Source organism: Micromonospora sp. Utrum1 (genome assembly GCF_057197805.1).
Map to the genome: position 1 here is coordinate 3,231,844 of NZ_CM170071.1, position 20,312 is coordinate 3,252,155.

Sequence of the window (20,312 nt, forward strand, 5' to 3'; positions counted from 1 at the left end):
CGGCAGGGCAGCAGGCTGGGCTGCGATGGGTGGCTGGGCGCTCCCCCAGCCGTCACGTGCTTAGCGCGTGCGTGTCGCGTTCCGAGGCCAGGATGGTGGTGCTTAGCTCGTGCACGAATGCCCGGACGTGATCGGCGCTGCCGGGGTCGGTGTCCTGGCCGGAGTTGTACCACCAGCCACGTGCCCAGATGATGAGGTCCGCCCATCGAGGGTAGGCGGTGATGGTCTGGTCGGCGGCCTGCCGCTTGGACAGTTGCCGGCCGTTCCGGAGGCGTTGGAAGGCCCGGCAGAGGGTGAGCACAGCGTAGGACTGGGCTCCGGGGGTGGTCATCTGGATCACCCAGGTCGGCCAGTCGCGGACGTGGTCCAGCAGGGCCGAGCGGACGAGGTTGGGGTCGACGGCGGGTAGCAGCATGTCGGGCGGGGGTCCCAGCAGGCTGCGGCCGTGCTCGTGGACGGCGGACCAGGTCACGACGCGGTGGGTGGTGGCGGGTAGCAGGTGCAAGGATTCCCCGGGGCTGACCCGGGCGATAACGTGGTCCCGGCGGGCATCGCCGTGCGCTGCGTGGCGCGCGGCGTCCAGGGATACGTATTCCACCTCGATCCTGCCGGCCCACTGCGGGTGCCGCCGGTCAAGGTCCGCGTGCAGTCCGGCGAGCACGGCCAGGAGGCTCTCGTCCGGGTCGCCGTCGAGTACCGCGAGCAGATCAAGATCACTGCGGTCTGCGGCGAAGTCGCCGGCTACCAGCGAGCCGTGCAGGTACAGGCCCAGAAGCCTGCCGGCCAGCGCAAAACTCCACGCTTCACGAAGATCGGAGAGAATCATCTCGGGTGGTGCCACCAGGTCATCCTGCGCTACGGGCCGCCAGCCCGCCACCGAGTACGTGGGTACCCGCTGACGCGACCCGCACCGACCAACAACGCCGCCACCCGGTGGAGAAGGGGCCTGCCGATTAGCGGAGGCGCAGGCATGCGCGCACATGCCGAAGAGCGGATGTCCGATCTAACCTGCGCCGACGAGCGTCCCGCCTGGCGCCCGTCGTTCACGCCATCGCCAGTAGGGCGATGCCCATACCCGCGCTCATCACCCCGTGGCACAGCGCCGACCAGTCCAGCGGACACGCCACCGCGTCCCTCGTCGCCGCGGACAGACCACCGATGCGCATCCCGCGGCCAACCCACCAGAATGCGGCGAGCACCAGGTAGCCCCCGAGCAGCGCACTGACCCATCCGGCACACCCGACCGGCGCATGACCCATCCCGGCCATGTCCATGCCGCCGTGAGCGCCGGCGGAGGCGTGCCTCGGTATCGAGGCACCCATCCACACCATGGTCCCTGTCGCGGTGGCGAAGAACACCGGGACCGCACGACGTCGCGACGTCCGCACCGCTGGCACCACGAACCACCCCGTCGACATCATGAAGATGACAATCCAGGCAACTGCCGGGACTGTCGCGCCCCACGGCCAGATCATCACGATCATCGATAGGCCCATGACCAGGTGCAACATCTCGGAGAGTCGGTGCTCCGCGACCGGAGAGAGCCACGCAGCGGGTGGGCGCAGGCAGCGGAGCAGGTGAAAGACGGCCGCCCCTGCGAACGTCACCGTCAGCAACCATCGGAGAGGGGCAATGCCGATCATTAGAGACCTCCCGCGCATAAGCGGGAGGTCTCCGTGCCCCCGCGATAGGTGGCGGAGCATCCGCGCGCCCTTACCGACGGGCCGGGGCCGATAGCGATGCGGCGCACATGCGGGGCCTTTGGTTCGGTAGATCGGCGCACTCGGCGGGCTATTTCATCCGATCGGCAGGCACCGAGCCTCAGTGGCAGCAATGGTGCTCGCCGCCGGTGGGCGCGGTGGTGCCCAGGTCGTCGTCACGGCCGGCGGCGAGGCGCGACCACTGCGAGGTTGGCCGGCCGTCGAGCCGGAACTGGTCGCCGTCGGTCCGGAAGCGCTGCGGCCAGCCTTCCGGCGAGTCCTCCCAGTCCTCCTGGCGACCGTAGACGGTCATGTCGAGCAGGCCGTACGACGGTGCCATCGCCTCGACGCCCCGCCCGGTGGTCCAGTAGGTCTCGAACACCCGGTCGCCCTGGCGCAGGTAGCACGCCTTCATCCCGAACGCGCGTCCGGCGGCGAGGGAGTCGAGCGACTCGGCGGGCACCGAGTACCAGGGCGCCTGCCAGCCCATGAAGTCGCGGTAGCGCGAGGTTTCCTCGAACGGGCCCTGGCAGAAGACCGCGAACGTGACGTCGCGCGAGTGCAGGTAGGACAGCTCGAGCACCTGGCCGGTGAAGAACGTGCAGCCCTCGCACTGGTCGGCGGCCGGCCTGCCCGTGTGCCACATGTGGTAGGACGCGAACAGCTGGGTCCTGCCCTCGAAGACGTCGAGCAGGGGCACCGGGCCGTCGGCGCCGACCAGATGGGTGGTCGGGTCGACCTCGACCATCGGCAGCCGCCGGCGGGCCGCGGCGATGGCGTCGCCCTCACGGGTGTGCGCCTTCTCGCGGAGCCGGAGCTCGTCGAGTTGCTTCTGCCAGGTCTCGCGGTCGGTGAGCGGGGGTGTCGCTGGTGTGGTCATGGGTTCCTCCTTGTGCTTTGAGCTATGAGGCTAATAGTGGCTGCTAGGATGGGGCAAGTATGAGAGGGAGGTGTTCGGTGCCGGTCCAGCGGGGTTATCGGCAGGCGTGCGGAGTCGCGCGCGGCCTCGACATCGTGGGGGAGCGGTGGTCGCTGCTCGTGGTGCGCGAGCTGCTGCTCGGGCCGAAACGGTTCACCGACCTCCAGCAGGCGCTCCCGACCGCCAGCCCGAACGCACTGTCCGACCGGCTGCGCGAGCTGGCCGACGCGGGCGTCGTACGCCGTCGGCAGCTGCCACCGCCGGGCAATGTGCGGGTCTACGAGTTGACCGCGTGGGGTCGCGGCCTCGAACCGATCGTGGTCGCGCTGGGCACCTGGGCGCTGGCCGCCCCGCCGACCGCGGAACAGCTCTTCGTGAGCGCGGACAGCGCCATGCTGAGCATCCGCACCTTCTTCATGCCGACGTCGGAGCGGCCCGAGGCGACGCTCCGGATCGAACTACGCGACCACGGTCCCGCCGGGGTGTTCGGCGTGCGCCTCACGTCGGCCGGCGCCGAGGTCGCCCACGAGCCGCCCGACGAGCCGGACGCCGTCCTGGTCACCACGACGGATGCCCTCCTCGCGGCCTTCGGCAGCGACGACCTGGCCGGGCTCGTAGCGGCCGGCGCCGTCATCATCGGTGATCCCGAGGTCGTCCGCCATCTCGTCGCGGGGGTGCGGGTCCCGGCCTCCACAGATAAGTACTGAAACGGCACCTCCGGCCAAGGAGGGCGGGCGGATCGCCGCCAGAGGTTGTCCGAAAGGTGACGCGCCGCTCGGGCTCGCCCTGCTTTGGTCGACACTCCGGCCCGGCGTCGACCAAGGTCACGTCTACGCATCTGCCGCTGTTCGCGCGGTCGCCGCGCGCGGTGCGCTGCCAGGCCAAGTTGGCGACGGTCGGTAGTGAGCCCTCGGTCCTCTCTGCTGACCGCCTTGTGACAGCGGCATGGGGCGGCCTGACCTACGGCCTGTTTCATAACTCGGTGGAGTTGTGAGACAGCGCCCTTCTCGGGCGTCCGCGCCTTGCCCCGGGTGGGGTGGGTGCGGTTCCTGCGTCGTCGGGGCTGGTTTCGCCCGCGCGTGTGCGCGGGCCAGAGCCTTCCCCTCGGCCGGCGTTGGTGACCGGGCCCCCTGCGGGGAGGTCCCGGACCTGGGCGTGGTGCTGCTCGGCCCAGACAGCGAGGTTGACTGCGGCGTTGTGGTCCCGATCGGCCTGATATCCGCACGCCTGGCAGGTGAACGTGCGCTGGTGCAGAGGCATTGCGGGGGCCACGGTCCGGCATGCGGAACAGGTCTTGGTCGACGGGTACCAGCGGTCGACCAGGGCCAGTTGGCCGGCGCGCCACTGCTGCTTGTAGGCCAGTTGGCGGGCCAGTTCGCCCCATGCCGCGTCGGCGACCGCCGACGCCAGGCGGGCGTGGTGGCGGCCTAGCCGGGCCGCGGCCTTGGCACGGTTGTTGGAGCCGCGCTGTTTGCGGGTGACCTTCCGGGACAGGCGGCGCTGGCGCGCCACCGCGGCCCGGGCGGGCCGTGGCCAGCCGTCGACCCGCAGGACCTGCGTGCCGTCGGCGCGCGCTGCGGCGACGAACGTCGACAGGCCCCGGTCGACACCCACCCACCCTGCGGCGCCGGTGTTCGGCTCGTGGCGGCGGGCATCGTGCAGGTCGGCGGCGTCGCAGGTCAGTGACACCGCCCACCGGCCGGCCCGGTGGCTGACCGTCGCGGACACCACCTTCGCCCGCCCCTCGGCCAGCATGCGCCGCACCCGGCGGGTGTCCTGCCGTACCGCCAGGGCGCCGATGCCAGGCAGGGTCACGGTCCGCGGCACGTGCTCACCGACCCGGATACCCGCCCGACCTGCGGCAGAGGTCCTGCTGCGGATGCGAAACGACAGCGGTGCGCGTTTCTTCGACTTGAACCTCGGAAAACCGACCCGCCGACCCCGCCGGTGGCCGGTGCGCGATGCCGTGTACGCGGACAGGCCGCGGCCGAGACCGACCGCGGCTTCTTCAAAGACCTGCTGACACACCTCGCCCCGCCATGCCAGACCGGTCACCTGCACCGTGACGGTGCCGTCACCGGCGGCGACCATCACCCGGCCCGCGTCACCCGACCGTTTCCACCCGTTGAACGCGTTGATCAGGTCGAAGCCCGACCACGGCACCTCGCCGACCGTCCCACCGCGCTTGCCGTCCAAAGCGTCCTTGACCAGCCGCAGGCACTGGTTGTAGCCGAACCGGGCCGCACCCGCATGCCGACGCAGCACAATCTCCTGCTCGCCGGTCGGATTCAGACAGAACCGGAACGTGGTGAAACGGGCCACGGCAGCACACCATGCCACACACCACCGACAAACAGCCCACCACTTGCACCGACCCAAAAACCCCACGGGCCGACCAACAACAATGGCTCACAACGCCCAGCACCAGCCGCTCACTTATGAAACACGCCGTAGGCGAGATTCACCCCCCGGGACTTCCGCACGCTTGCGCAGTTGCTGGGCCGTCCGGCGTCCGACGGGCCGCTGCCGGTCTTGGCGGGAAGGTGGCCGTCCGATCCTGCTGCCGCCGATGCCACAATCCGCTCGTGGATCCCTCGTCCTTTGGCGCGTTTTTCGGCCGACCGTCGGCCGTTCCTGTCCCCGTCGATTGGGCGGCGGTGGAGTCGTGGCTCGGTCTTCGCCTGCCCGGCGACTACAAGTCAGTGGTTGCTGCCTACGGGCCGCTCGACATCGGTGAGTTCATCTGGTTGCACACTCCCTGTATCCAGGAGGGGCATTTCGACTACGCCACCTGGCTGCGGGACACCCACCGCCACTGTCGCATCTCCTCCCGTGAGGCCCCGCCGTATGAGCCGCCGGCTTTCCATCCTGCGCCTGGTGGCCTGCTCGCCTGGGGGATGACGCGGTCGGCCAGCTATCTGTTCTGGGACACGGGAGTGTCCGAAGATCCGGATCGGTGGCCGGTCGTCGTCTTCCACCAGGATGCCGTCTACCAGGGCGTCAATCCGTGGCGCAGCTACGAAATGCCATTGCTGGACACGCTCTCCGCAGCCGTTCGCACCGGGCTTCCGCTGCCCGGCGGCGGGAGGGTCGGGCCGCTGCCGACAACCGCGCGGCGGACTGCTTTCCTCACCGACGCCGCGCGATGGGCCCCACCCGTGCCCCGGCCCGAAGTGGTACCCGTGGCGCAGCGGCGGGCCGCGCTGACTGAGGGCACCGGGCTGGAGGCGCTGAGGCTTCTCGTGCCCCCGCCCGAGGTTCCCTACCTTGGCGGCGGCACCTGGGAGGAGCTGTTCGAGGAGCTGGGCACGCGGCTGCCCGCTGAGTACATGGCTCTGATGGACCGCTACGGGGCTGGGTGCTGGTCGAAGTGGCTGAATTTCGTCACGCCGTTGCGCACCAACGGCCGCGGGTTCGCATACCACGCCGCCGAGGTACTGGACGGGTACCGCAGCCTTCGCGCAGGCTTCCCCGAGTACCACCCGCTGCCTGTCTGGCCTGAGCCCGGGGGCTTCCTACCCTTCGCGAGCTCCATCGACGGTGACCAACTTGGATGGCTGACCGAGGGAGACCCCGACAGCTGGCGGTTGATCATTTCTCCCCGTCATGCCGACCAGGGGCCGCCGCTGCCCGGTAACCTGACGGACACACTGCTGGAGTGGCTGCGCGGACGCTTCGCCAGCGAGGGACTTCCTGGCCTGGACAAGCTCGACGATCCGCTGGAGTTCATCGATTTCGAGCCGTGGGACGACGAAGCGTACTGGTAAGAGGGTCTGCTGGCCGGCGTCCAATGCACTGACCCGCCTGACACCGCCCGGCGGCGCACGATCCGGCAGGCGGGGCGTTCTCAATCTGCGGCTGCCGGCTCGGTGGTCCGCGCCGTGAAGAATCGGGTGATGTCGTCCGCTGCGGTGGGGGACAGCATCATCGCCTGGACTCGTGCGGACATTTCGGCGATCGGGTGAGTCCTGGTGAACATCGCCTCTTCGTACGCCCGGATCGCCGTGTCCGGGTCGGCGAAGTTGGCGGCGAGTTCGCCGGCGAGTTCGGCCGCGTCGAGCATGGCCTGATTGGCGCCCTCGCCGACCGGCGGCATGAGGTGCGCGGCGTCGCCGATCAGGGTGATTCCCGGCTGGTTGGCCCAGCGTGTACCGCTGGGCATCGCTTGGATCCTGCGAGGCGTCGGCGCGCTGTCGCCGGCTTCGATGAGTGCGGTGAGGCTTGAGTCCCAGCCTTCGAAGAGGTCCAGCAGCGCATGCTTACTGCGGTATGTGTCGATGTCGCGATCCTCTGCGCGCAAGGAGATCCCGACTCGTATGCTGCCATCGCCGAGGCGTTGCGCTGCAAGGATCTGGTTCACGCCGACGCACCACAGGTTCCCGGGGCCGACCAGCTCAGCGAGATCCGGGTGGCGGCGGTCGGCGTCGCTGATACTCAGCTCCACCAGAGTGGCCACGTAGGACAGGTCTGCGTCGGTCAGCAGCGACCGGACGACCGAGCGTGCGCCGTCCGCGCCGATGAGGATGTCGCAGTCGGTTCTGTGGCCGCCATAGAACGTCAGCCCGAAGCCCCCGTCAGGGCGTGGTGTCGCCGCGACGAGCCGGTGTTGCCACGCAACCGCGTCGCCCGGGAGCGAATCGAGCAGAAGATCACGCAGTGTGCGGCGGTCGATCTCAGGACGTCCGGAGAATGAGCCGGGATGTGGCTTGTGGTGCACGAGGGTGCGTCCGGCCGGGTCGAGGATCCGATGTTCCTCGCCCTCAGGCCGCGCCTCCGACCGGAACCGGCCGGTGAGACCCGCCTCGGCCAGGGCCTGTTGCCCGGACTCCGGGTGCAGGTCGAGCATTCCGCCCTGCGATCGCGCGGATCGGCTTGCCTCGCGTTCGTACACCACCGCGTCGATGCCGCGCCGGTGCAGGATTCGTGCCAGCGTCAGGCCGCCGAGGCCGCCACCGGCGATCGCGATTCGCATCTTCATCTCCATTACCGTACACTGTATTGGTGGATACGCCGTAGGTAGCGGAGTGTTGCCCGTTTGGGAACGGCCCGAGCCTCAACCGCGGGCGGCGCCGGTGCCGTTGAGCCGCGCGAAGATCGCCGCTACGGCCATCCGCCTTGCCGACGCGCACGGCCTCGACGGACTGTCGATTCGCAAGATCGCCAAAGAGCTCGGTGTCGGTCCGATGCGGCTCTACGACTACGTGATCAACAGATCCGAACTGCTCGATCTGATGGTCGACGCCGTCTATGCCCAGATCGCCGAGGCCGGCCAGCACACCGACTGGCGCGCCACGGTACTGGCCATCGTCCACCGGACCCGTGACGCCGCCCTTGATCATGAGTGGTTCTCCGACCTGCTCGGCGGAAGGCCACACCTGGGACCGCATGCGCTCGCCGTGGGCGAATCGACCGCAGCGGCGCTCAGCCAGGCCCCCGGCGTACGCAACATCGACGACCTCCAGCGGGCCCTGGGCGCCCTCAACGCCTTCATCATCGGCGCGCTCCGCAGAGAGGTCACCGAGCGACGCACCGCCCGTTCCACCGGCACCGACCTGACCGCCTGGCAGGCCAGCCTGGGGCCCTACCTGACACGCATGCTCAAAACAGGCCGCTATCCCACCGTCGCCCGGCTCGTCATCGACGGCGCCCACCTCAACGCCGAGGAAACCTTCAACCACAACCTGACCACGATCTTGGACGGCATCACCAGCCATCCCCACCCATGACCTACCGCTCGCAGGCCAGTGGTCGGCTGAGCACGATCCAGCTCGATCGGACATCCGGATCTGCCGCCGGCGGGCGGCCCCCGACGATCGGGCCAGCGGGGCGCGAGTCAGACGCTGCCCGGGAGCGGGTTGAGCGCACTATCGTTCTGGCGTGCACATCCGCTTCGACGTCCCAGCCGACCCCACGTACCCGGGCCGCGTGGCGGCCGCGCTCAGCAGTGTTCGGCTGCGCAAGTACGGCTATATCGGCGCGGTGCTGGCGGCGGTCGGGGTGATCGGCTTCGCCGTCTCGCGGGGGTTTTCGTGGGGTGACCGGATCTCGCCGCTGTGCCTGGCGCTGGTGGTGGCTGGGCTGCTGTCGATGCTGTACTCGCCGTGGGTGCGGTGGCGGGCCCGGCGCCGCTCCGGTCGCTACGCCGTCGAGGGCGCCTACGACATCACCGACGACAACATCATGATGCGCAGCGGCTCGGAGTCCGGCGGCATCGCCTGGGACGGGGTCGTCCAGGTGATGGACACCCCTGAGTTCTGGATCGTGTACGTCGACCGGATGCCGGCGACCGTGATCCCACGTCGCCTGATGTCCGCCGAGGACGCCGAGACGTTGCGAGCCTTCATGGCCAAACGTGGGCTGCTCCAGCTGCGGTGAACCATGTGCCGCGAACCGATAGCTGCCACCAGACCTTCATCAGGTAGCGGCACTCTCCCTGCAACCGGTCATCAGCGAGCCGATCATGAATCACGCGCTGTGCCCGGCTCCGTTGGGCAGAGGCCCGCGACTGCCCGTGCCGGCCGGGCGTGCCCGTTGGCGCGGCAGCCGAGAGTCAATGGCGGTCGGCTCCTGGACGTGGCCGGCCCGCCGGCCGGAAGCACAGCAACGGACCCGACCGGCGTCGGCCGTCATGGGTGCCGCTCAGCGGGCCTTCTTCGTCGCCCGCTTGCGGGGCGGCGTCAGCGAGTCGGCGATCGCGGCGATCGCGGACGGAACGAGGCGGTAGTACGCCCAGACGCCCCGCTTCTCGCGCTCGAGCAGACCCGCCTCCGTAAGGATCCGAAGGTGATGACTGACCGTCGGCTGGGAGAGCCCGAGCGGCGCGGTGAGGTCACTCACCGACGCCTCGCCCTCCGGAGCGGACTGGATCAGACTGAGCAGTCGCAGCCGGGCCGGGTCGGCGAACGCCTTGAGCACTCCCGCAAGCCGTTCAGCGTCGGCACGCTTGATCGGTTCGCCGGCCAGCGGCGAGATGGCAGCTGTAGCAGTTTTCGCAGTTCCCACATCCTCCATCGTTGCACCAACAACCTCCCTAGGCCGGTGGAACGAGGACGATGACCGCGGATGCCTGCGCATCTGCTCGCCGACCTACGTCCTATGGCGCGGGCGGGCGCCGCACTGACCGCTCCTGCCCTCGACGCCGAAGCGGCTGGCCTGCTTGCGGGAGGTTGCCCATCAGCTTTGGCCCGGGAAGCCGGGACAATTCTCCACCTCGGTGGTGGTCATCGGCGCGCCGCCGGACCGGCTCCCAACCGCGCGCCACGTTGGCCGGAGTGAATTCTGGCAGGGCTCAGAGCCAGGGTGGTGGGCCCTCGGGGGTGAGGGTGTGAACGTCGAACAGTACCGCCGCCTCCACGCCCAGCGCCGGCCCGCCGTGGCGGGCCGCCCAGGTCAGGAACGGCCCGGGTTCAGGTCCGGCCACACCCAGGCCCTTGGTGTACTCGGCGTGCGCGGCCAGCGAGGCGATGCCGCGCCGCAATGGTTCACCGGTGACATCCACGCCGTGTGTGGGGCGGTCCGCGCCGGCGAAGCAGACGTAGCGCACACCACCCCAGGGTGGCAGCCCTTCGTCCACCAGTTCCGGGAAAACCCACCGGTTGCCGGCGTCGCGGGCGGCGTCGAGCGTCGCCAGTCCCACTGCCCGGTGGTCGGCCTGGTTGGTCATACCGCCCACCATGCGGACGGTGAACGCGCCCGAGACGATGACGTCGGGCCGGTGGCGGCGGATCGCCCGCACAATATCGCGGCGCAAGTCCAGACCGTACTCGACGACGCCGTCACGGTGGTCGAGGAACTCCACGACGTTCACGCCGACCTCGCGGGCCCCGGCGCGCTCCTCCTGCTCGCGCAACGGCCCGGCCTGCTCCGGGTGCATCGCGTCGATTCCCGCCTCGCCCCGGGTGGCCAGCAGATAGGTGACCTGCTTGCGCTGCGCGGTCCAGCGGGCGATCGCCGAGGCCGCGCCGTACTCGATGTCGTCAGGGTGTGCGGCCACCGCAAGACAGCGGTCCCAGTCCTCCGGCAGTGCCGGTAGAAGGTTGTCCACGGTCCAGACCGTAGCGGCCTCTTCGCCTATCCGGCACCGCCGTGTCGGCAACACTGACATCCCCGGGTCGAGCGATACTGACCGGGTGGACTCCGTTCGGCTCCACCCGCAGGCGCGGGCGGCGATGCGAGTCCAGCAGCGTGTCCCCCTCACGCGGGCGAACCTGCCGGCGGCACGGCTCAGCATGGTCCAGGCGACTCCCGCCGAGGTGGGCAGCGGACCGGCGATCCGGTCCGTGGCGGCCGTCGACGCCGGCGGCGTGCCCGCCCGCCTCTACCGCGACGGCGACGACGACGCACTGCCGGTGGTCCTCTACGCGCACGGCGGAGGCTGGGTGATGGGCAGCGTGAACACCCACGACGGGCTGTGCCGGCACCTGGCGGCCAAGTCCGGCTGGGCGGTTCTTTCCGTGGACTACCGGCTCGCTCCCGAGCATCCGTACCCGGCCCCGGTGGACGACATGGCGCGCGCGCTCACCTGGCTGCGCGGACCCGGGGCGGCGAGGCACGGCCTCGACCCGGGCCGGATAGCGGTGGCCGGCGACTCCTCGGGAGGGCACCTTGCGGCGGTGACCGCCCGGCGCGCCCGGGATGCGGGGACCCGTCTCGCGGGACAGCTTCTCATCTGCCCGGTCATCGACCCTGCGGCGGACTATCCGGCGCTGGACGAGTACGGCCTGGACCGGGAGGAGATGCGGTTCTTCTGGGATGCGTTCGCCCCGCCGGGCGTGGACCGTACGCAGCCGGATCTGGACCTCCTGCGGGCCGACCTCACCGGCCTGCCGCCCGCCCTGGTCATCACCGCCGAGCTCGACCTGTTGTCCGCCGAGGGCGAACGGTATGCCGCCGGGCTGCTGGCGGCGGGCGTTCCCGTCACGGCAGTCCGGTACCAAGGGCTCATCCACAACTTCCCGCGGAAGCTCGCCCTGTTCGACGCCGCCCATGTCGCTCTGGCCCAGCTGACCGCTGTGCTGCACCGTTGGTGAAGGCCCGTACGGGCCGAGAACGATCTCCGGCAGGCTGAAGCGGCAACCAGGGTGTTCCCGGCCCAGTCGCTGGACGCTCCTATGCCGCGTCAAGTGGTTGGGATGGGGTTTCGAGGCGTCGGTAGAGGTCTCGGGCGATGTAACGCTTGAGGCAGCGTTTGATCTCGCGGTCGGTTTTGCCTTGGGCGCGGCGGCGCTCGGCGTAGGCGCGGGTGCGTTCGTCGCGTTGGAGGCGGGTCAGGACGACGGTGTGCAGGGCGCGGTTGAGCTGGCGGTCGCCGCTGCGGTTGAGTCGGTAACGGATGGTCTTGCCGGATGAGGCGGGGATGGGGGCCGCTCCGGCGAGCATGGCGAACGCGGCGTCGTTGCGGCAGCGCCCGGGGTGGGACCAGGCGGTGAGCACGGTGGCGGCGACGATCGGTCCGACGCCGGTGAGCTGCAGCAGGTCCGGTCGCCAGGAGCGAACGATCGCCCGGATCGCTTTCTCGTGTGCGGTGGCTTCAGCTTCGAGGAAGCGGACGCGGCGAGCGAGGTCCCGCAACACGGTCAGGCAGGTGAACACCTCGACATCGGCGTTGGTGGTGGGGCGCAGCCGGGTGGCGGTGGTGAGCATGAGGCGGGTGCTCTGGCCGCGGAAGCGGGCCCGCACCACCTCGGGGGCGGTGATCACCAACGCGTGCAGTTGCCGCTGGGCGTCCGAGCTGGCTTCCACGGCTGCGCGGCGGGCGGTCAGTCGTGCCTGCAACGCCGCCCGCTCGGGGCCGGTCTTCGGCTGCGCCAGGCGGGTGCGGGCGAGTGCATCGCGGGCAGCGCGTTCGGCGTCGATCGGGTCGGACTTCGCCCCGGCTCGGCGCGCCGGTCGCACCGGCCGGTCCAGTTCCACGACCAACTCCCCGGCGTCGGCCAGGTGCCGGGCCAGACCGGCCCCGTAACCACCGGAGCCCTCCAGCGCCCAGGCCCGCAGCCCCGAGTGCTGCCCGGCCAGGGCCACCAACTCGGCATAGCCATCCGGGTCGGTGTTCACCGTGGCCCTGGCGAGGACCCCGCCGGTGCGGGTGTCGAGCACCGCGGCGGTGTGCGTGTCTTTGTGCGTGTCGACGCCGATGACGACCTCGACCAGATCTGCCAGCATGGACATGCGTTCTCTCCTCACCGTGGGGACGCAAGGGTCCGGTCCGGTGCGGAGATGGCAGGACTGTGATGAGACACGCCAGCCGCTAACTGGCGGTCAAGCTCCTGATCAGGCCAAACGTCTCCCGCCGGGCCGGCGCCGGCAGCAGCAGGCGGACAAGTCCCGCGAAAGGCACGAAGCCAGTCAGACGAAGAGTCACGCCCACTGCTGCCGACCATCAGCCCATCACCTGCGGACCGACCCCGCCAGCCTCACAGTCAGCCGAGCGGTATGGCGCCGAGAATGCACAGCCCAAGCTCGACCCAACCCAAGCTCGACGAACCGGACCGATGAGCCCAGCGCCGACGGGCAGTTCCTGCTGGGTCCGATGTCTCGTCACAGGAGGAATCATGAGCACCACGGAACGGCGAGGCCCTGTGAAGGCCGCCATCACCGTGTCACTGGACGGCTACGTCACCGGTCCCGACGATCGTGAGGGGCAGGGGCTCGGCATCGGCGGCGAGCGGCTCCACTACTGGGTGATGGGCGGCCCGTGGACCTACGAGACCGAGCGCGAGCCCGGCGCCGGCATGACCGACGAGGACCGTGCGTACTTCGACGCGCTGCTCGAGGGGACGAGCGCCGGCCTGTGCGGCCGGGGCATGTACGACAGCGCCGGGGCCTGGGGCGGCCGGAATCCGTTTGGAGGCACGATGGTCGTGCTCACCCACCGCACGGCGGACCAGCCCGACCCGAGCACCGGTTTCCTCATGGTCGACGGGTTCGAGGAGGCGCTGGCGGCGGCCCGGCGGGCGGCCGGCGACAGCGGCGTGGCCATTGGCGGGGGCGCTGACGTCATCCGGCAGGCGCTTAGGGCGGGGGTGGTCGACGAGCTCGGCATCACCACCGCTCCGGTCATCCTGGGCCGGGGGAAGCGGCTCTTCGAGGGCTTCGACCAAGATATAGACCTCAAGATCCTTTCGGCCCACCACGCGCCGTACGCGGTTCATGTGCGGTACGCCGTCGTGCGCTGATCCCGCGTGCGGGGGAGGCCCACCCCTGAGGACGGCCAGAATTTAGTCTTCACGCGTCGCCGGCAGGGGCGTACCTCATGCGGGAACCGGACTGACGGTGCTGCTCCTGATCTACCCTTGGCGGGGCCAGGATCGGGGAAGCGGGCGACGCGCGGTCCGAGGAACCGGCGGCTTTGACATTTCGCGGGCCGGCCTACGGACGATCAACGATGGTTAGGCGTAGGCCGGTCCCTGTCTCCTCGATGAGCACGCGTTCGCCGTGGCTGTGGTCTGGCAGCATCGCGTCGTACAGTTCTTCGTTGCTGATCTCTACAGTGCCACCGGCCCGGCCGATGAGGACGTTGAGTACGGCGCGCAGGTTGACGTCGCTGAGGTACCGCATGGGGGGTCTCCGTAGGTACTACTGCTCGAGCGATGGCGACGAATGGTGCGGGTTAATGCGCCGGGCGTGGACCCGGCTTAACGCTGCGGCGAACAAGGACACTCGCGTGTTGCCTTCCCGTGTGCCTGAGGTCGTGACAGGCCGGGTCGTGCCGGTAGGAGCCGGTTGGGCTGGGCGACGATCGTCCCCGCGCGACGAGCCCTCGGCCCGGAGGCCGGTCACCTGTTCTCACGGGTCGTGGTGGCGCGGCGACGTCCGCCTGGCCACCGGTCCCAGCAGGGCCACTCTCACCGAGCTGTGGAATCGCCGAGCTCGGCGGGGTCGAGTCGCAGGGTCGCGAGCAGCCCGGTGTGCCGAGTGGTGTCGACCTCCTCCGGCAGCTCCCGCTCGACCCAGTCGGCTCTGGTGTGCTGGCCGCGCCGACGCAGCACGGAGACGATCGTGTGCCGGGCGATTGTCATGATCTGCTCCTCGATGGCGATGGTGGGAAGACTGCAGGTCCTTCGCTGCCTCGGCGCAGGTGCTGTCGGCGCGGACGCCGGTTCCCTTGGCGCGGAGTGTCCGGCCGGTCCAGCGTCGGCTATGCCGGAAGCGACCGCGGCAGGGTCGCCGGGGGCGGTGCGGAGACGGCCGCCACCCCCTCCCAGGTGCGCCTGCCCGCGAGGTCGGCCGTCGCCCCGGACATCGTGTGCTTCGACGGTGCGCAGCTGCGGAGCATGGACCATGTTGTCTGCGGTGGCGGCGCGCGGCATCGCCGCCTCGGCCAAGTCGACCGGGGTGTCCGGCGGGACGGCCAGCAGGTCGACCCGATCCTTCCTGAGGCAGATGGCGGTCAGCAGGCTGGCGGGCTGACTGGTGAAGTAGCCCAACCGCAGCACCCGGCCGCCGATGGTCGGGCAGACTGGATTGCCGTCCCAGATCTCGGGTTTGAGAAGTAGCCGGACGGGCCCGTGCAGCGGGTCGATGGCGAGGACGAGGCCGGGGTGCTCCGACGGCTCGGTCGGTCGGGCCGCTGCGGATCGGGTGCGTTCGGGTACGAACACGGCATCCTCTTGGGCGGAGCCGGCGTGGCGGGCACCTCAGGAGTGGGATGTCGTCGATTCCCGGTTGGCCCCAGCCTACGCCTGTCCGGGAAGGTCAGATCGGTGACGCCGCAATAGGGGGCCGAGCTCACCCGAGGTCTGGGTGGGCCTTGAGATCAACACCTAGTTCTTTATCGGCGCGGTGCCGCTAGTTCCGACGACAGTCTCCTACTTCCGCCGATCACGACGTGACATTGGCGGCTGATCGCGACCCGTACCGGAGTCAGGTCATCGCCAACTGCCGCGATCAGCGCGCTGAGGTGCCCGTAGATCAGTTGACGGACGCCGCGGAGCGGTTCCGGTCAGCCACACAGCCGCGAACAGTGCGCCGGCCGGTTTCACGCTGGAGGGCCGGTGGGGATAGGAGGTCCTGGTCGCAGAAATCAGGTTCGTTCGGGTTCGTCGGCCCGAGCACGATGTCGCAGTGATCTGGGGCAGACGCGGCGGCCCGGTTCTTCTGCCTTTGGCGGTGGGTGAGGACGAGCTGCTCGGGGCGGTGCGGGTCGCGGTTGACGGCGGAGTCCTTCACCATTCCACCCGCACCCCGGCCCAAGCCGTACGGGGTGGTCGTTCTGGGTTAGGGTTTGGCGGGCGGGGCGAAACGGCTCCGACGCTGCCCGACGAGCGGCCAGACCCATCCCGCTCATCTACCGCACCCGGCTTGCAGATGCGAGCGGGTGAGTCGCGCTGGCGCGCAAACTCTGGAGTAGCTGTTGACTGATGTGACCGTGCAGAACTCAAGTCCATTCCGGGAAGCACCGGGAGCAGAAGCGCCTTTCGACCACACACCTACCGTCGACGTGAGTGCGGCTGCGATGACCCGACTGCGCACCCCGTTCGGTTCCGAGGGTAACGCCAACCGGAAGCCGGCGGCGGCACCCATCGCTGCTCGCTAGTGCTGTGACCACGAACGTTCACGGTGTTGGGTGACACGCCGCCTAGCTAGGCTGAACGCATGACTCATGGGGCGGGACCGATCGAGCCGTCCGGGGTGTGGGCCACAGCCGTGGGCGTGGCCCGGGTGAGGGCAATGGAGACGGCACGCGAGCAGCCGCTGTTCCGGGACCCGCTGGCGCTGGCCTTCGCCACGGCCGGCGGGAGAGGCCCCGGGACGCCGCCGCCCCCGCGCGCGGACGAGGCGGCGCGGCGCCGCTGGCTCGGTGTGGCCTTCTCGATCGTCATCCGGACGAAGTTCCTGGACGACCTGCTGGATCGGGCGGTCGCGTCCGGCGTCCGGCAGGTCGTGCTGCTCGGAGCCGGGATGGACAGCAGGGCCTTCCGGATGGACTGGCCTGCGGGTACGCGGTTGTTCGAGGTCGACACGGCCGAACCGCTTGGCTTCAAGGCCTCGGTGCTGCGTCAGGAGCGTGCCGTTCCGCGCTGCGAGCGGATCACCGTCCCGGTCGACCTACGCGAGGACTGGCCCGGCGCCCTTGCCGCGGCCGGGCACGATCCGGCGCAGCCGACGGTGTGGATCGCCGAGGGACTGCTGATCTATCTACCCGAGGACGCAGTGGAGTCGCTGCTCGAACGGGTCGGCGCGCTGTCCGCTGCAGGCAGCAGGATGGGCCTCACACTGGGCTCGCGCGGTGTGGTCGAACGCTTCCGCGGGGATGCCGCTTCGGGATCGGCAGCGTCGATGTGGGTCTGGGAGATGCCGGAGGACCCGGTCGGCTGGCTAGACGGCCTCGGCTGGGAGGCGGAGACCTTCACCCTGCGTGAGCGCGCCGAGGCCTACGGGCGTCCTGTGCTCACCCCGCCCCAGCAGGACGAGGGCGCGGGCGGGCTCGTCTCGGCGGTTCGCGCCGCGCCCTGATCACATGAGCCGCCGCACCCTTACAAGATCTGCCACCGACACAGCCTGACCGCCACGACGCCGTCCGACCAACAGGCCAGACGGCGTGTCAGCCAACACCGTGAGCGTTCGTGGTCCCGGCACTAGACCATTCACGACGTCACGGAGCTCGCTGTCCAGGTAGCCGAGCATGGGCGCCAGTTCGTGGACCGCCTGCCGCGCAGAGGGCATGCGCACCTCGATCAGCGCCAAGCACAGCTCTGGCGGGTGCACCATGAAGCGCAACATCCAGTCGAACGCGGAGCCGATGGTTTCGGGGCTCGCCGCGCCCCAAATCGTCCGGCTTCGACCATGAGAACGGACAGCGCTTCGACAGCGTTTCGGGAGGCGTTCGGCCGTGTCCGCGTGGTGAGATGTTCAAGAGTTCAACAGCGCTGGGCTTCGTCCTGCAGTGCTGTCGAGCACGGGCTCAAGCGGACGGCGTGACCGGGGACCGCAGGCCGAGCCACTGCTCGGCGTCCCAGGCCTGGAACCGCTCTACCTCGGTGAACCCCAGCTTTGCCGCGAGGCGCATCGAGGCGACGTTGGCGGTTTGGGTGGTGAGCACCACCGGCTCGCCGGGGAGGACGCCGTCGAACCAGTCGAGTGCCGCCGCGCACGCCTCGGCGGCGTACCCGAATCCCCACGCCCGCGGCAGGAACAGGTAACCGAGATCGGCCTTCCCCACGGCAGCCGGGCGGCGGTGCCCGGTTGCTCTCCTGAGCAGGATCTGGCCGATCATCGCCCCGTCGAGATCAACAACGAAACTCCCGGGCCACCGCTCGGGCGCCCCGGGCATCTCGCGCTCGAGCTCGTCACGCGGGCGGGGGCCGCCGAGGTAGGTGTGCACCTCTGGCGACGCCAGCAGCTCGATGAACGCCGCACGGTCCCGGGCCTCGGACCCACGGAGCACGAGCCTCTCGGTCCGGATCGGCTCAGGCGGCCAGGCGGCGGGTCCGAGCTCTGTCATGTCGGCCAGCCAACCAGCAGACTCGGCAGCGATCAAGGCTCGCGGACTGATCAACCCACCGACCCGGGCCCCACCCGCACCTACGGGGCCGGGCCCTACAAGCCACGCCTGCGTAGGTCCAATGCGACGGCGCCGTCGGTGTCGAGGCCAGGGGTGCCCCGGGTACGGGGCACGGAACCACTCCGTACCCGGGCACCGTCACCTGATCTGGCACAGAACATCGCCTTTCCCGCAGGCGCAGGTTCACCGGTCCTCAGGGCCGCCGTCCGCCGTATCGCACGGGCCTGCCCTCACCGCATGTCGGACGGGGTCCCCCTCGATGGCAGATCGGTGAGCGCGCCCCCGGCGGTTGGTGCCAGTCGACGTGCTGGATGTGAGTCCCTGTCCGTGAAGTCGCCAGCGCCGGGCCGAGAAGATGCTTCAATCGGACTGAAGCAAACAATGGCTGGAACACGCACGAAGCTTCCCGCTGAGGAGCCCGAAATGCCGATGACCGCCACCGACAACCACGCCGTCGCCCAGGCAGTGCACGACATCGGGTCTGCCCTCTGGTTCGGCGGGACCGTGATGGGCGTCGCCGGAGTGAACAAGGCGGGCAGCGATCTGCAGGACGGCATCGACCGCATCCGGGTCGCCGAATCGGCGTGGGGTCGCTTCGGACCCGTGCAGTGGCTCGGCATCGGCGCCACCCTGCTCGCCGGCGCCCAACTGGCCCGCGTGGGTGGGCGACGCATGGCGTTGCAGAAGGGCTTCGGGACGGTGGGCGCCCTCAAGGCCGGGCTGGCGCTCGCCGGCGCCGCAACCACCGCCTACGCCGCGTACTGCGGAAGCAAGATCGGGCGGCTCGCCGAGGAGGCGCATCAACGCGGTGACAAGGTCGAGGTACGAGACGCGACGCTGTCGACGCCGCAGACTCCGTCCGAGATCGCCGTCTGGCAGCGACGGCAGCGGCTGACCCAGTACCTGGTGCCCGTGCTCGCCGGCGCGAACATCGCCTGCGGCTCGTACCTCGTCCAGTCGTACCGGATCGGAGCCACCGGCAAGGGAGTGCTCCGGCGACTGCTGCCGGACTGAACCCTCCAGCCGCAGGGGTTCGTGCCTGATCATCAACTCTGCCACGAAGACGGAGCCACGTGAGACGTGGTGGTCGTGATAGCCGGTGTCATGTTCGTCGGGCCATCTAGGAGATCGCCCAGACGCCGAGATGATCACCGGTGTGAACGTCGTTGCACGTCCTCTCCCATGTGGTCTGGCGCAGCCCGTCTTCCCACAGATCGGGTCGTCCCGCGACAGCCTTCACGACCGACATCAGCTCCGCTGGATCAAGGGGCGAGTCGGGTACCTCGAACGGCACCGTTGCATTCACCCTGCTCTCCATCTCCGATGGTCCATACGAAATATGTTCCTGGCGTACGGACCATTCGCGGTGCTGGCCGGATGATGCCCAGAGACAGCGAGGTGGCGAGATGATGGGCTGGAGCTAGCCGACCGCGCGCCCCGCAAACGCCGGACGATGTCTGGCCCTCATTACCCGAAGGAGGCCGACGGTGGCTCGGACATCTCGGGGATCGGCGTTCCGGCACCGGTTCGCCACGGCCACGGCCCCTCGTCGACCGCTGACCCGGTCGGCGGTCGGCGGCTTGGCCGCGCACGTGTTCTTCGAGTTGGCCGCCGGTGTCGGTATGCCGCTGGCCTCGGTGATCGGGCCGTACCGCGCGGCCACGGTCTGGGGATTGTGCACCACCGGCGTCTGGCGCACCGCGGGCAGTCCGTCGCCCTCCGCGGATCGACTGCTGGCCGCAGCGAACGGCTTCGGCCTGGCCGCGGTGACCGCCCACGTCGCCGGATGGCCGAGCCGGACCCGATTCGGCGTGCCCTGGCTGCAGGACTGCGAAGGGCTCGGGCCTGACCTGATGCGGTACTACAACCCCATCATCTATTTCTCCGGCCTCACCTGCCTGCTCGCGATCCTCCGCGAGAACCGGGCTGCGCCTGCCGGGCTGCCTGCGCTCATGCTCGGCCTCGTGCCGGCGCTCGTGATGATGCAGCACGCGGAGCATCGGCGGCTGAAGGCGCAGGCGCGTCTTCACCGGAGCTGGTGGAATCGTAGGCTGTAATTACGTAACGGCGAGCGGCAGACGCTGAGAAGGGTGATGGCGGCCCCTCGTGAGCAGGCGTAGTGAGAGGGGCCGGGCGGTCCCCGCCGCGGGCCCGGGTCGCATCGGTCCCGCCGGGCACCGGTGCGAGCGGC

General features: G+C 69.8%; 21 protein-coding genes and 1 pseudogene. 9 read left to right on the forward strand and 13 right to left on the reverse strand.

All coding sequences use genetic code 11. The features are described from left to right. Window positions 1-52: 52 nt before the first annotated feature. The 3 genes from AC0OLQ_RS15380 to AC0OLQ_RS15390 form a co-directional block, all read right to left on the reverse strand. Window positions 53-841 carry an aminoglycoside adenylyltransferase domain-containing protein gene (locus AC0OLQ_RS15380; RefSeq protein WP_484531884.1) on the reverse strand — a complete coding sequence of 263 codons (789 nt, stop codon included), beginning with the start codon at window positions 839-841 and terminating at the stop codon, window positions 53-55. A gap of 202 nt (window positions 842-1,043) precedes the next feature. After that, the gene (locus tag AC0OLQ_RS15385) at window positions 1,044-1,643 is read right to left on the reverse strand and encodes a DUF5134 domain-containing protein (RefSeq protein WP_484531885.1); all 600 of its coding nucleotides are present in this window, start codon (window positions 1,641-1,643) and stop codon (window positions 1,044-1,046) included. A 178-nt stretch (window positions 1,644-1,821) separates the two neighbouring features. Continuing rightward, window positions 1,822-2,580, reverse strand: a complete 759-nt coding sequence (locus AC0OLQ_RS15390) for a DUF899 family protein (RefSeq protein ID WP_484531886.1) — start codon at window positions 2,578-2,580, stop codon at window positions 1,822-1,824. A 77-nt stretch (window positions 2,581-2,657) separates the two neighbouring features. Between AC0OLQ_RS15390 and AC0OLQ_RS15395 the strand changes: the two genes are divergently transcribed. Further along, complete coding sequence (locus AC0OLQ_RS15395; RefSeq protein WP_484531887.1) at window positions 2,658-3,326, forward strand: winged helix-turn-helix transcriptional regulator; 669 nt, start codon at window positions 2,658-2,660, stop codon at window positions 3,324-3,326. Window positions 3,327-3,591: 265 nt separating this feature from the next. Here the strand turns inward: AC0OLQ_RS15395 and AC0OLQ_RS15400 are convergent, their stop codons facing one another. Next, the gene (locus AC0OLQ_RS15400) at window positions 3,592-4,941 is read right to left on the reverse strand and encodes an RNA-guided endonuclease InsQ/TnpB family protein (RefSeq protein WP_484531888.1); all 1,350 of its coding nucleotides are present in this window, start codon (window positions 4,939-4,941) and stop codon (window positions 3,592-3,594) included. 263 nt (window positions 4,942-5,204) lie between these two features. Here AC0OLQ_RS15400 and AC0OLQ_RS15405 point away from each other — a divergent pair, with 263 nt between their 5' ends. Further along, on the forward strand, window positions 5,205-6,386 hold the full coding sequence (locus AC0OLQ_RS15405; protein ID WP_484531889.1) for an SMI1/KNR4 family protein: 1,182 nt from the start codon (window positions 5,205-5,207) through the stop codon (window positions 6,384-6,386). Between the two features lie 80 nt (window positions 6,387-6,466). Here the strand turns inward: AC0OLQ_RS15405 and AC0OLQ_RS15410 are convergent, their stop codons facing one another. Continuing rightward, window positions 6,467-7,603, reverse strand: a complete 1,137-nt coding sequence (locus tag AC0OLQ_RS15410; RefSeq protein ID WP_484531890.1) for an FAD-dependent oxidoreductase — start codon at window positions 7,601-7,603, stop codon at window positions 6,467-6,469. Between the two features lie 88 nt (window positions 7,604-7,691). Between AC0OLQ_RS15410 and AC0OLQ_RS15415 the strand changes: the two genes are divergently transcribed. Then, complete coding sequence (locus AC0OLQ_RS15415; protein WP_484531891.1) at window positions 7,692-8,345, forward strand: TetR/AcrR family transcriptional regulator; 654 nt, start codon at window positions 7,692-7,694, stop codon at window positions 8,343-8,345. Between the two features lie 151 nt (window positions 8,346-8,496). Next, complete coding sequence (locus AC0OLQ_RS15420) at window positions 8,497-8,994, forward strand: YcxB family protein (RefSeq protein ID WP_484531892.1); 498 nt, start codon at window positions 8,497-8,499, stop codon at window positions 8,992-8,994. Between the two features lie 264 nt (window positions 8,995-9,258). On the opposite strand, the gene AC0OLQ_RS15425 is transcribed toward AC0OLQ_RS15420, so the two are convergent. Beyond that, window positions 9,259-9,630, reverse strand: a complete 372-nt coding sequence (locus tag AC0OLQ_RS15425) for an ArsR/SmtB family transcription factor (protein ID WP_484531893.1) — start codon at window positions 9,628-9,630, stop codon at window positions 9,259-9,261. Window positions 9,631-9,907: 277 nt separating this feature from the next. After that, complete coding sequence (locus AC0OLQ_RS15430) at window positions 9,908-10,663, reverse strand: PIG-L deacetylase family protein (RefSeq protein WP_357345521.1); 756 nt, start codon at window positions 10,661-10,663, stop codon at window positions 9,908-9,910. Between the two features lie 85 nt (window positions 10,664-10,748). Here AC0OLQ_RS15430 and AC0OLQ_RS15435 point away from each other — a divergent pair, with 85 nt between their 5' ends. Continuing rightward, entirely contained in the window at window positions 10,749-11,648 is a 900-nt protein-coding gene (locus AC0OLQ_RS15435; protein ID WP_484531894.1) for an alpha/beta hydrolase, read from the forward strand. Window positions 11,649-11,727: 79 nt separating this feature from the next. On the opposite strand, the gene AC0OLQ_RS15440 is transcribed toward AC0OLQ_RS15435, so the two are convergent. Next, a complete protein-coding gene (locus AC0OLQ_RS15440; protein ID WP_484531895.1) occupies window positions 11,728-12,786 on the reverse strand; it encodes an IS110 family RNA-guided transposase in 1,059 nt (352 codons plus the stop codon). 383 nt (window positions 12,787-13,169) lie between these two features. On the opposite strand from AC0OLQ_RS15440, the gene AC0OLQ_RS15445 reads away from it, so the two are divergent. Further along, entirely contained in the window at window positions 13,170-13,793 is a 624-nt protein-coding gene (locus AC0OLQ_RS15445) for a dihydrofolate reductase family protein (RefSeq protein ID WP_484531896.1), read from the forward strand. A gap of 193 nt (window positions 13,794-13,986) precedes the next feature. Here the strand turns inward: AC0OLQ_RS15445 and AC0OLQ_RS15450 are convergent, their stop codons facing one another. The 4 genes and pseudogenes from AC0OLQ_RS15450 to AC0OLQ_RS15465 form a co-directional block, all read right to left on the reverse strand. Beyond that, window positions 13,987-14,175, reverse strand: coding sequence for a hypothetical protein (locus AC0OLQ_RS15450; RefSeq protein ID WP_484531897.1), 189 nt, complete (start codon window positions 14,173-14,175; stop codon window positions 13,987-13,989). 287 nt (window positions 14,176-14,462) lie between these two features. After that, a complete protein-coding gene (locus tag AC0OLQ_RS15455; protein ID WP_484532354.1) occupies window positions 14,463-14,636 on the reverse strand; it encodes a hypothetical protein in 174 nt (57 codons plus the stop codon). A 291-nt stretch (window positions 14,637-14,927) separates the two neighbouring features. Beyond that, a pseudogene (locus AC0OLQ_RS15460) lies at window positions 14,928-15,218 on the reverse strand (DUF5994 family protein); the annotation flags it as partial. Window positions 15,219-15,528: 310 nt separating this feature from the next. Continuing rightward, the gene (locus AC0OLQ_RS15465) at window positions 15,529-15,789 is read right to left on the reverse strand and encodes a hypothetical protein (protein WP_484531898.1); all 261 of its coding nucleotides are present in this window, start codon (window positions 15,787-15,789) and stop codon (window positions 15,529-15,531) included. A gap of 423 nt (window positions 15,790-16,212) precedes the next feature. On the opposite strand from AC0OLQ_RS15465, the gene AC0OLQ_RS15470 reads away from it, so the two are divergent. Then, window positions 16,213-17,073, forward strand: coding sequence for a class I SAM-dependent methyltransferase (locus AC0OLQ_RS15470; RefSeq protein ID WP_484531899.1), 861 nt, complete (start codon window positions 16,213-16,215; stop codon window positions 17,071-17,073). A 448-nt stretch (window positions 17,074-17,521) separates the two neighbouring features. Here AC0OLQ_RS15470 and AC0OLQ_RS15475 read toward each other — a convergent pair whose 3' ends face one another. Then, a complete protein-coding gene (locus AC0OLQ_RS15475; protein ID WP_484531900.1) occupies window positions 17,522-18,097 on the reverse strand; it encodes a GNAT family N-acetyltransferase in 576 nt (191 codons plus the stop codon). A gap of 447 nt (window positions 18,098-18,544) precedes the next feature. Here AC0OLQ_RS15475 and AC0OLQ_RS15480 point away from each other — a divergent pair, with 447 nt between their 5' ends. Beyond that, window positions 18,545-19,135 (forward strand): hypothetical protein, encoded by a 591-nt coding sequence (locus tag AC0OLQ_RS15480; RefSeq protein WP_484531901.1) that lies wholly within the window; start codon window positions 18,545-18,547, stop codon window positions 19,133-19,135. Between the two features lie 566 nt (window positions 19,136-19,701). Beyond that, window positions 19,702-20,178 carry a hypothetical protein gene (locus AC0OLQ_RS15485; RefSeq protein ID WP_484531902.1) on the forward strand — a complete coding sequence of 159 codons (477 nt, stop codon included), beginning with the start codon at window positions 19,702-19,704 and terminating at the stop codon, window positions 20,176-20,178. The last annotated feature ends 134 nt before the right edge of the window (window positions 20,179-20,312 follow it).

Bases quoted from the DNA above. Each gene is read 5' to 3' on its own strand.
- AC0OLQ_RS15385 (WP_484531885.1), bottom strand. From the start codon at position 1,643: ATGATCGGCATTGCCCCTCTCCGATGGTTGCTGACGGTGACGTTCGCA.
- AC0OLQ_RS15390 (WP_484531886.1), bottom strand. From the start codon at position 2,580: ATGACCACACCAGCGACACCCCCGCTCACCGACCGCGAGACCTGGCAG.
- AC0OLQ_RS15410 (WP_484531890.1), bottom strand. From the start codon at position 7,603: ATGGAGATGAAGATGCGAATCGCGATCGCCGGTGGCGGCCTCGGCGGC.
- AC0OLQ_RS15425 (WP_484531893.1), bottom strand. From the start codon at position 9,630: ATGGAGGATGTGGGAACTGCGAAAACTGCTACAGCTGCCATCTCGCCG.
- AC0OLQ_RS15440 (WP_484531895.1), bottom strand. From the start codon at position 12,786: ATGTCCATGCTGGCAGATCTGGTCGAGGTCGTCATCGGCGTCGACACG.
- AC0OLQ_RS15445 (WP_484531896.1), top strand. From the start codon at position 13,170: ATGAGCACCACGGAACGGCGAGGCCCTGTGAAGGCCGCCATCACCGTG.
- AC0OLQ_RS15450 (WP_484531897.1), bottom strand. From the start codon at position 14,175: ATGCGGTACCTCAGCGACGTCAACCTGCGCGCCGTACTCAACGTCCTC.
- AC0OLQ_RS15455 (WP_484532354.1), bottom strand. From the start codon at position 14,636: ATGACAATCGCCCGGCACACGATCGTCTCCGTGCTGCGTCGGCGCGGC.
- AC0OLQ_RS15465 (WP_484531898.1), bottom strand. From the start codon at position 15,789: ATGGTGAAGGACTCCGCCGTCAACCGCGACCCGCACCGCCCCGAGCAG.
- AC0OLQ_RS15470 (WP_484531899.1), top strand. From the start codon at position 16,213: ATGACTCATGGGGCGGGACCGATCGAGCCGTCCGGGGTGTGGGCCACA.
- AC0OLQ_RS15480 (WP_484531901.1), top strand. From the start codon at position 18,545: ATGCCGATGACCGCCACCGACAACCACGCCGTCGCCCAGGCAGTGCAC.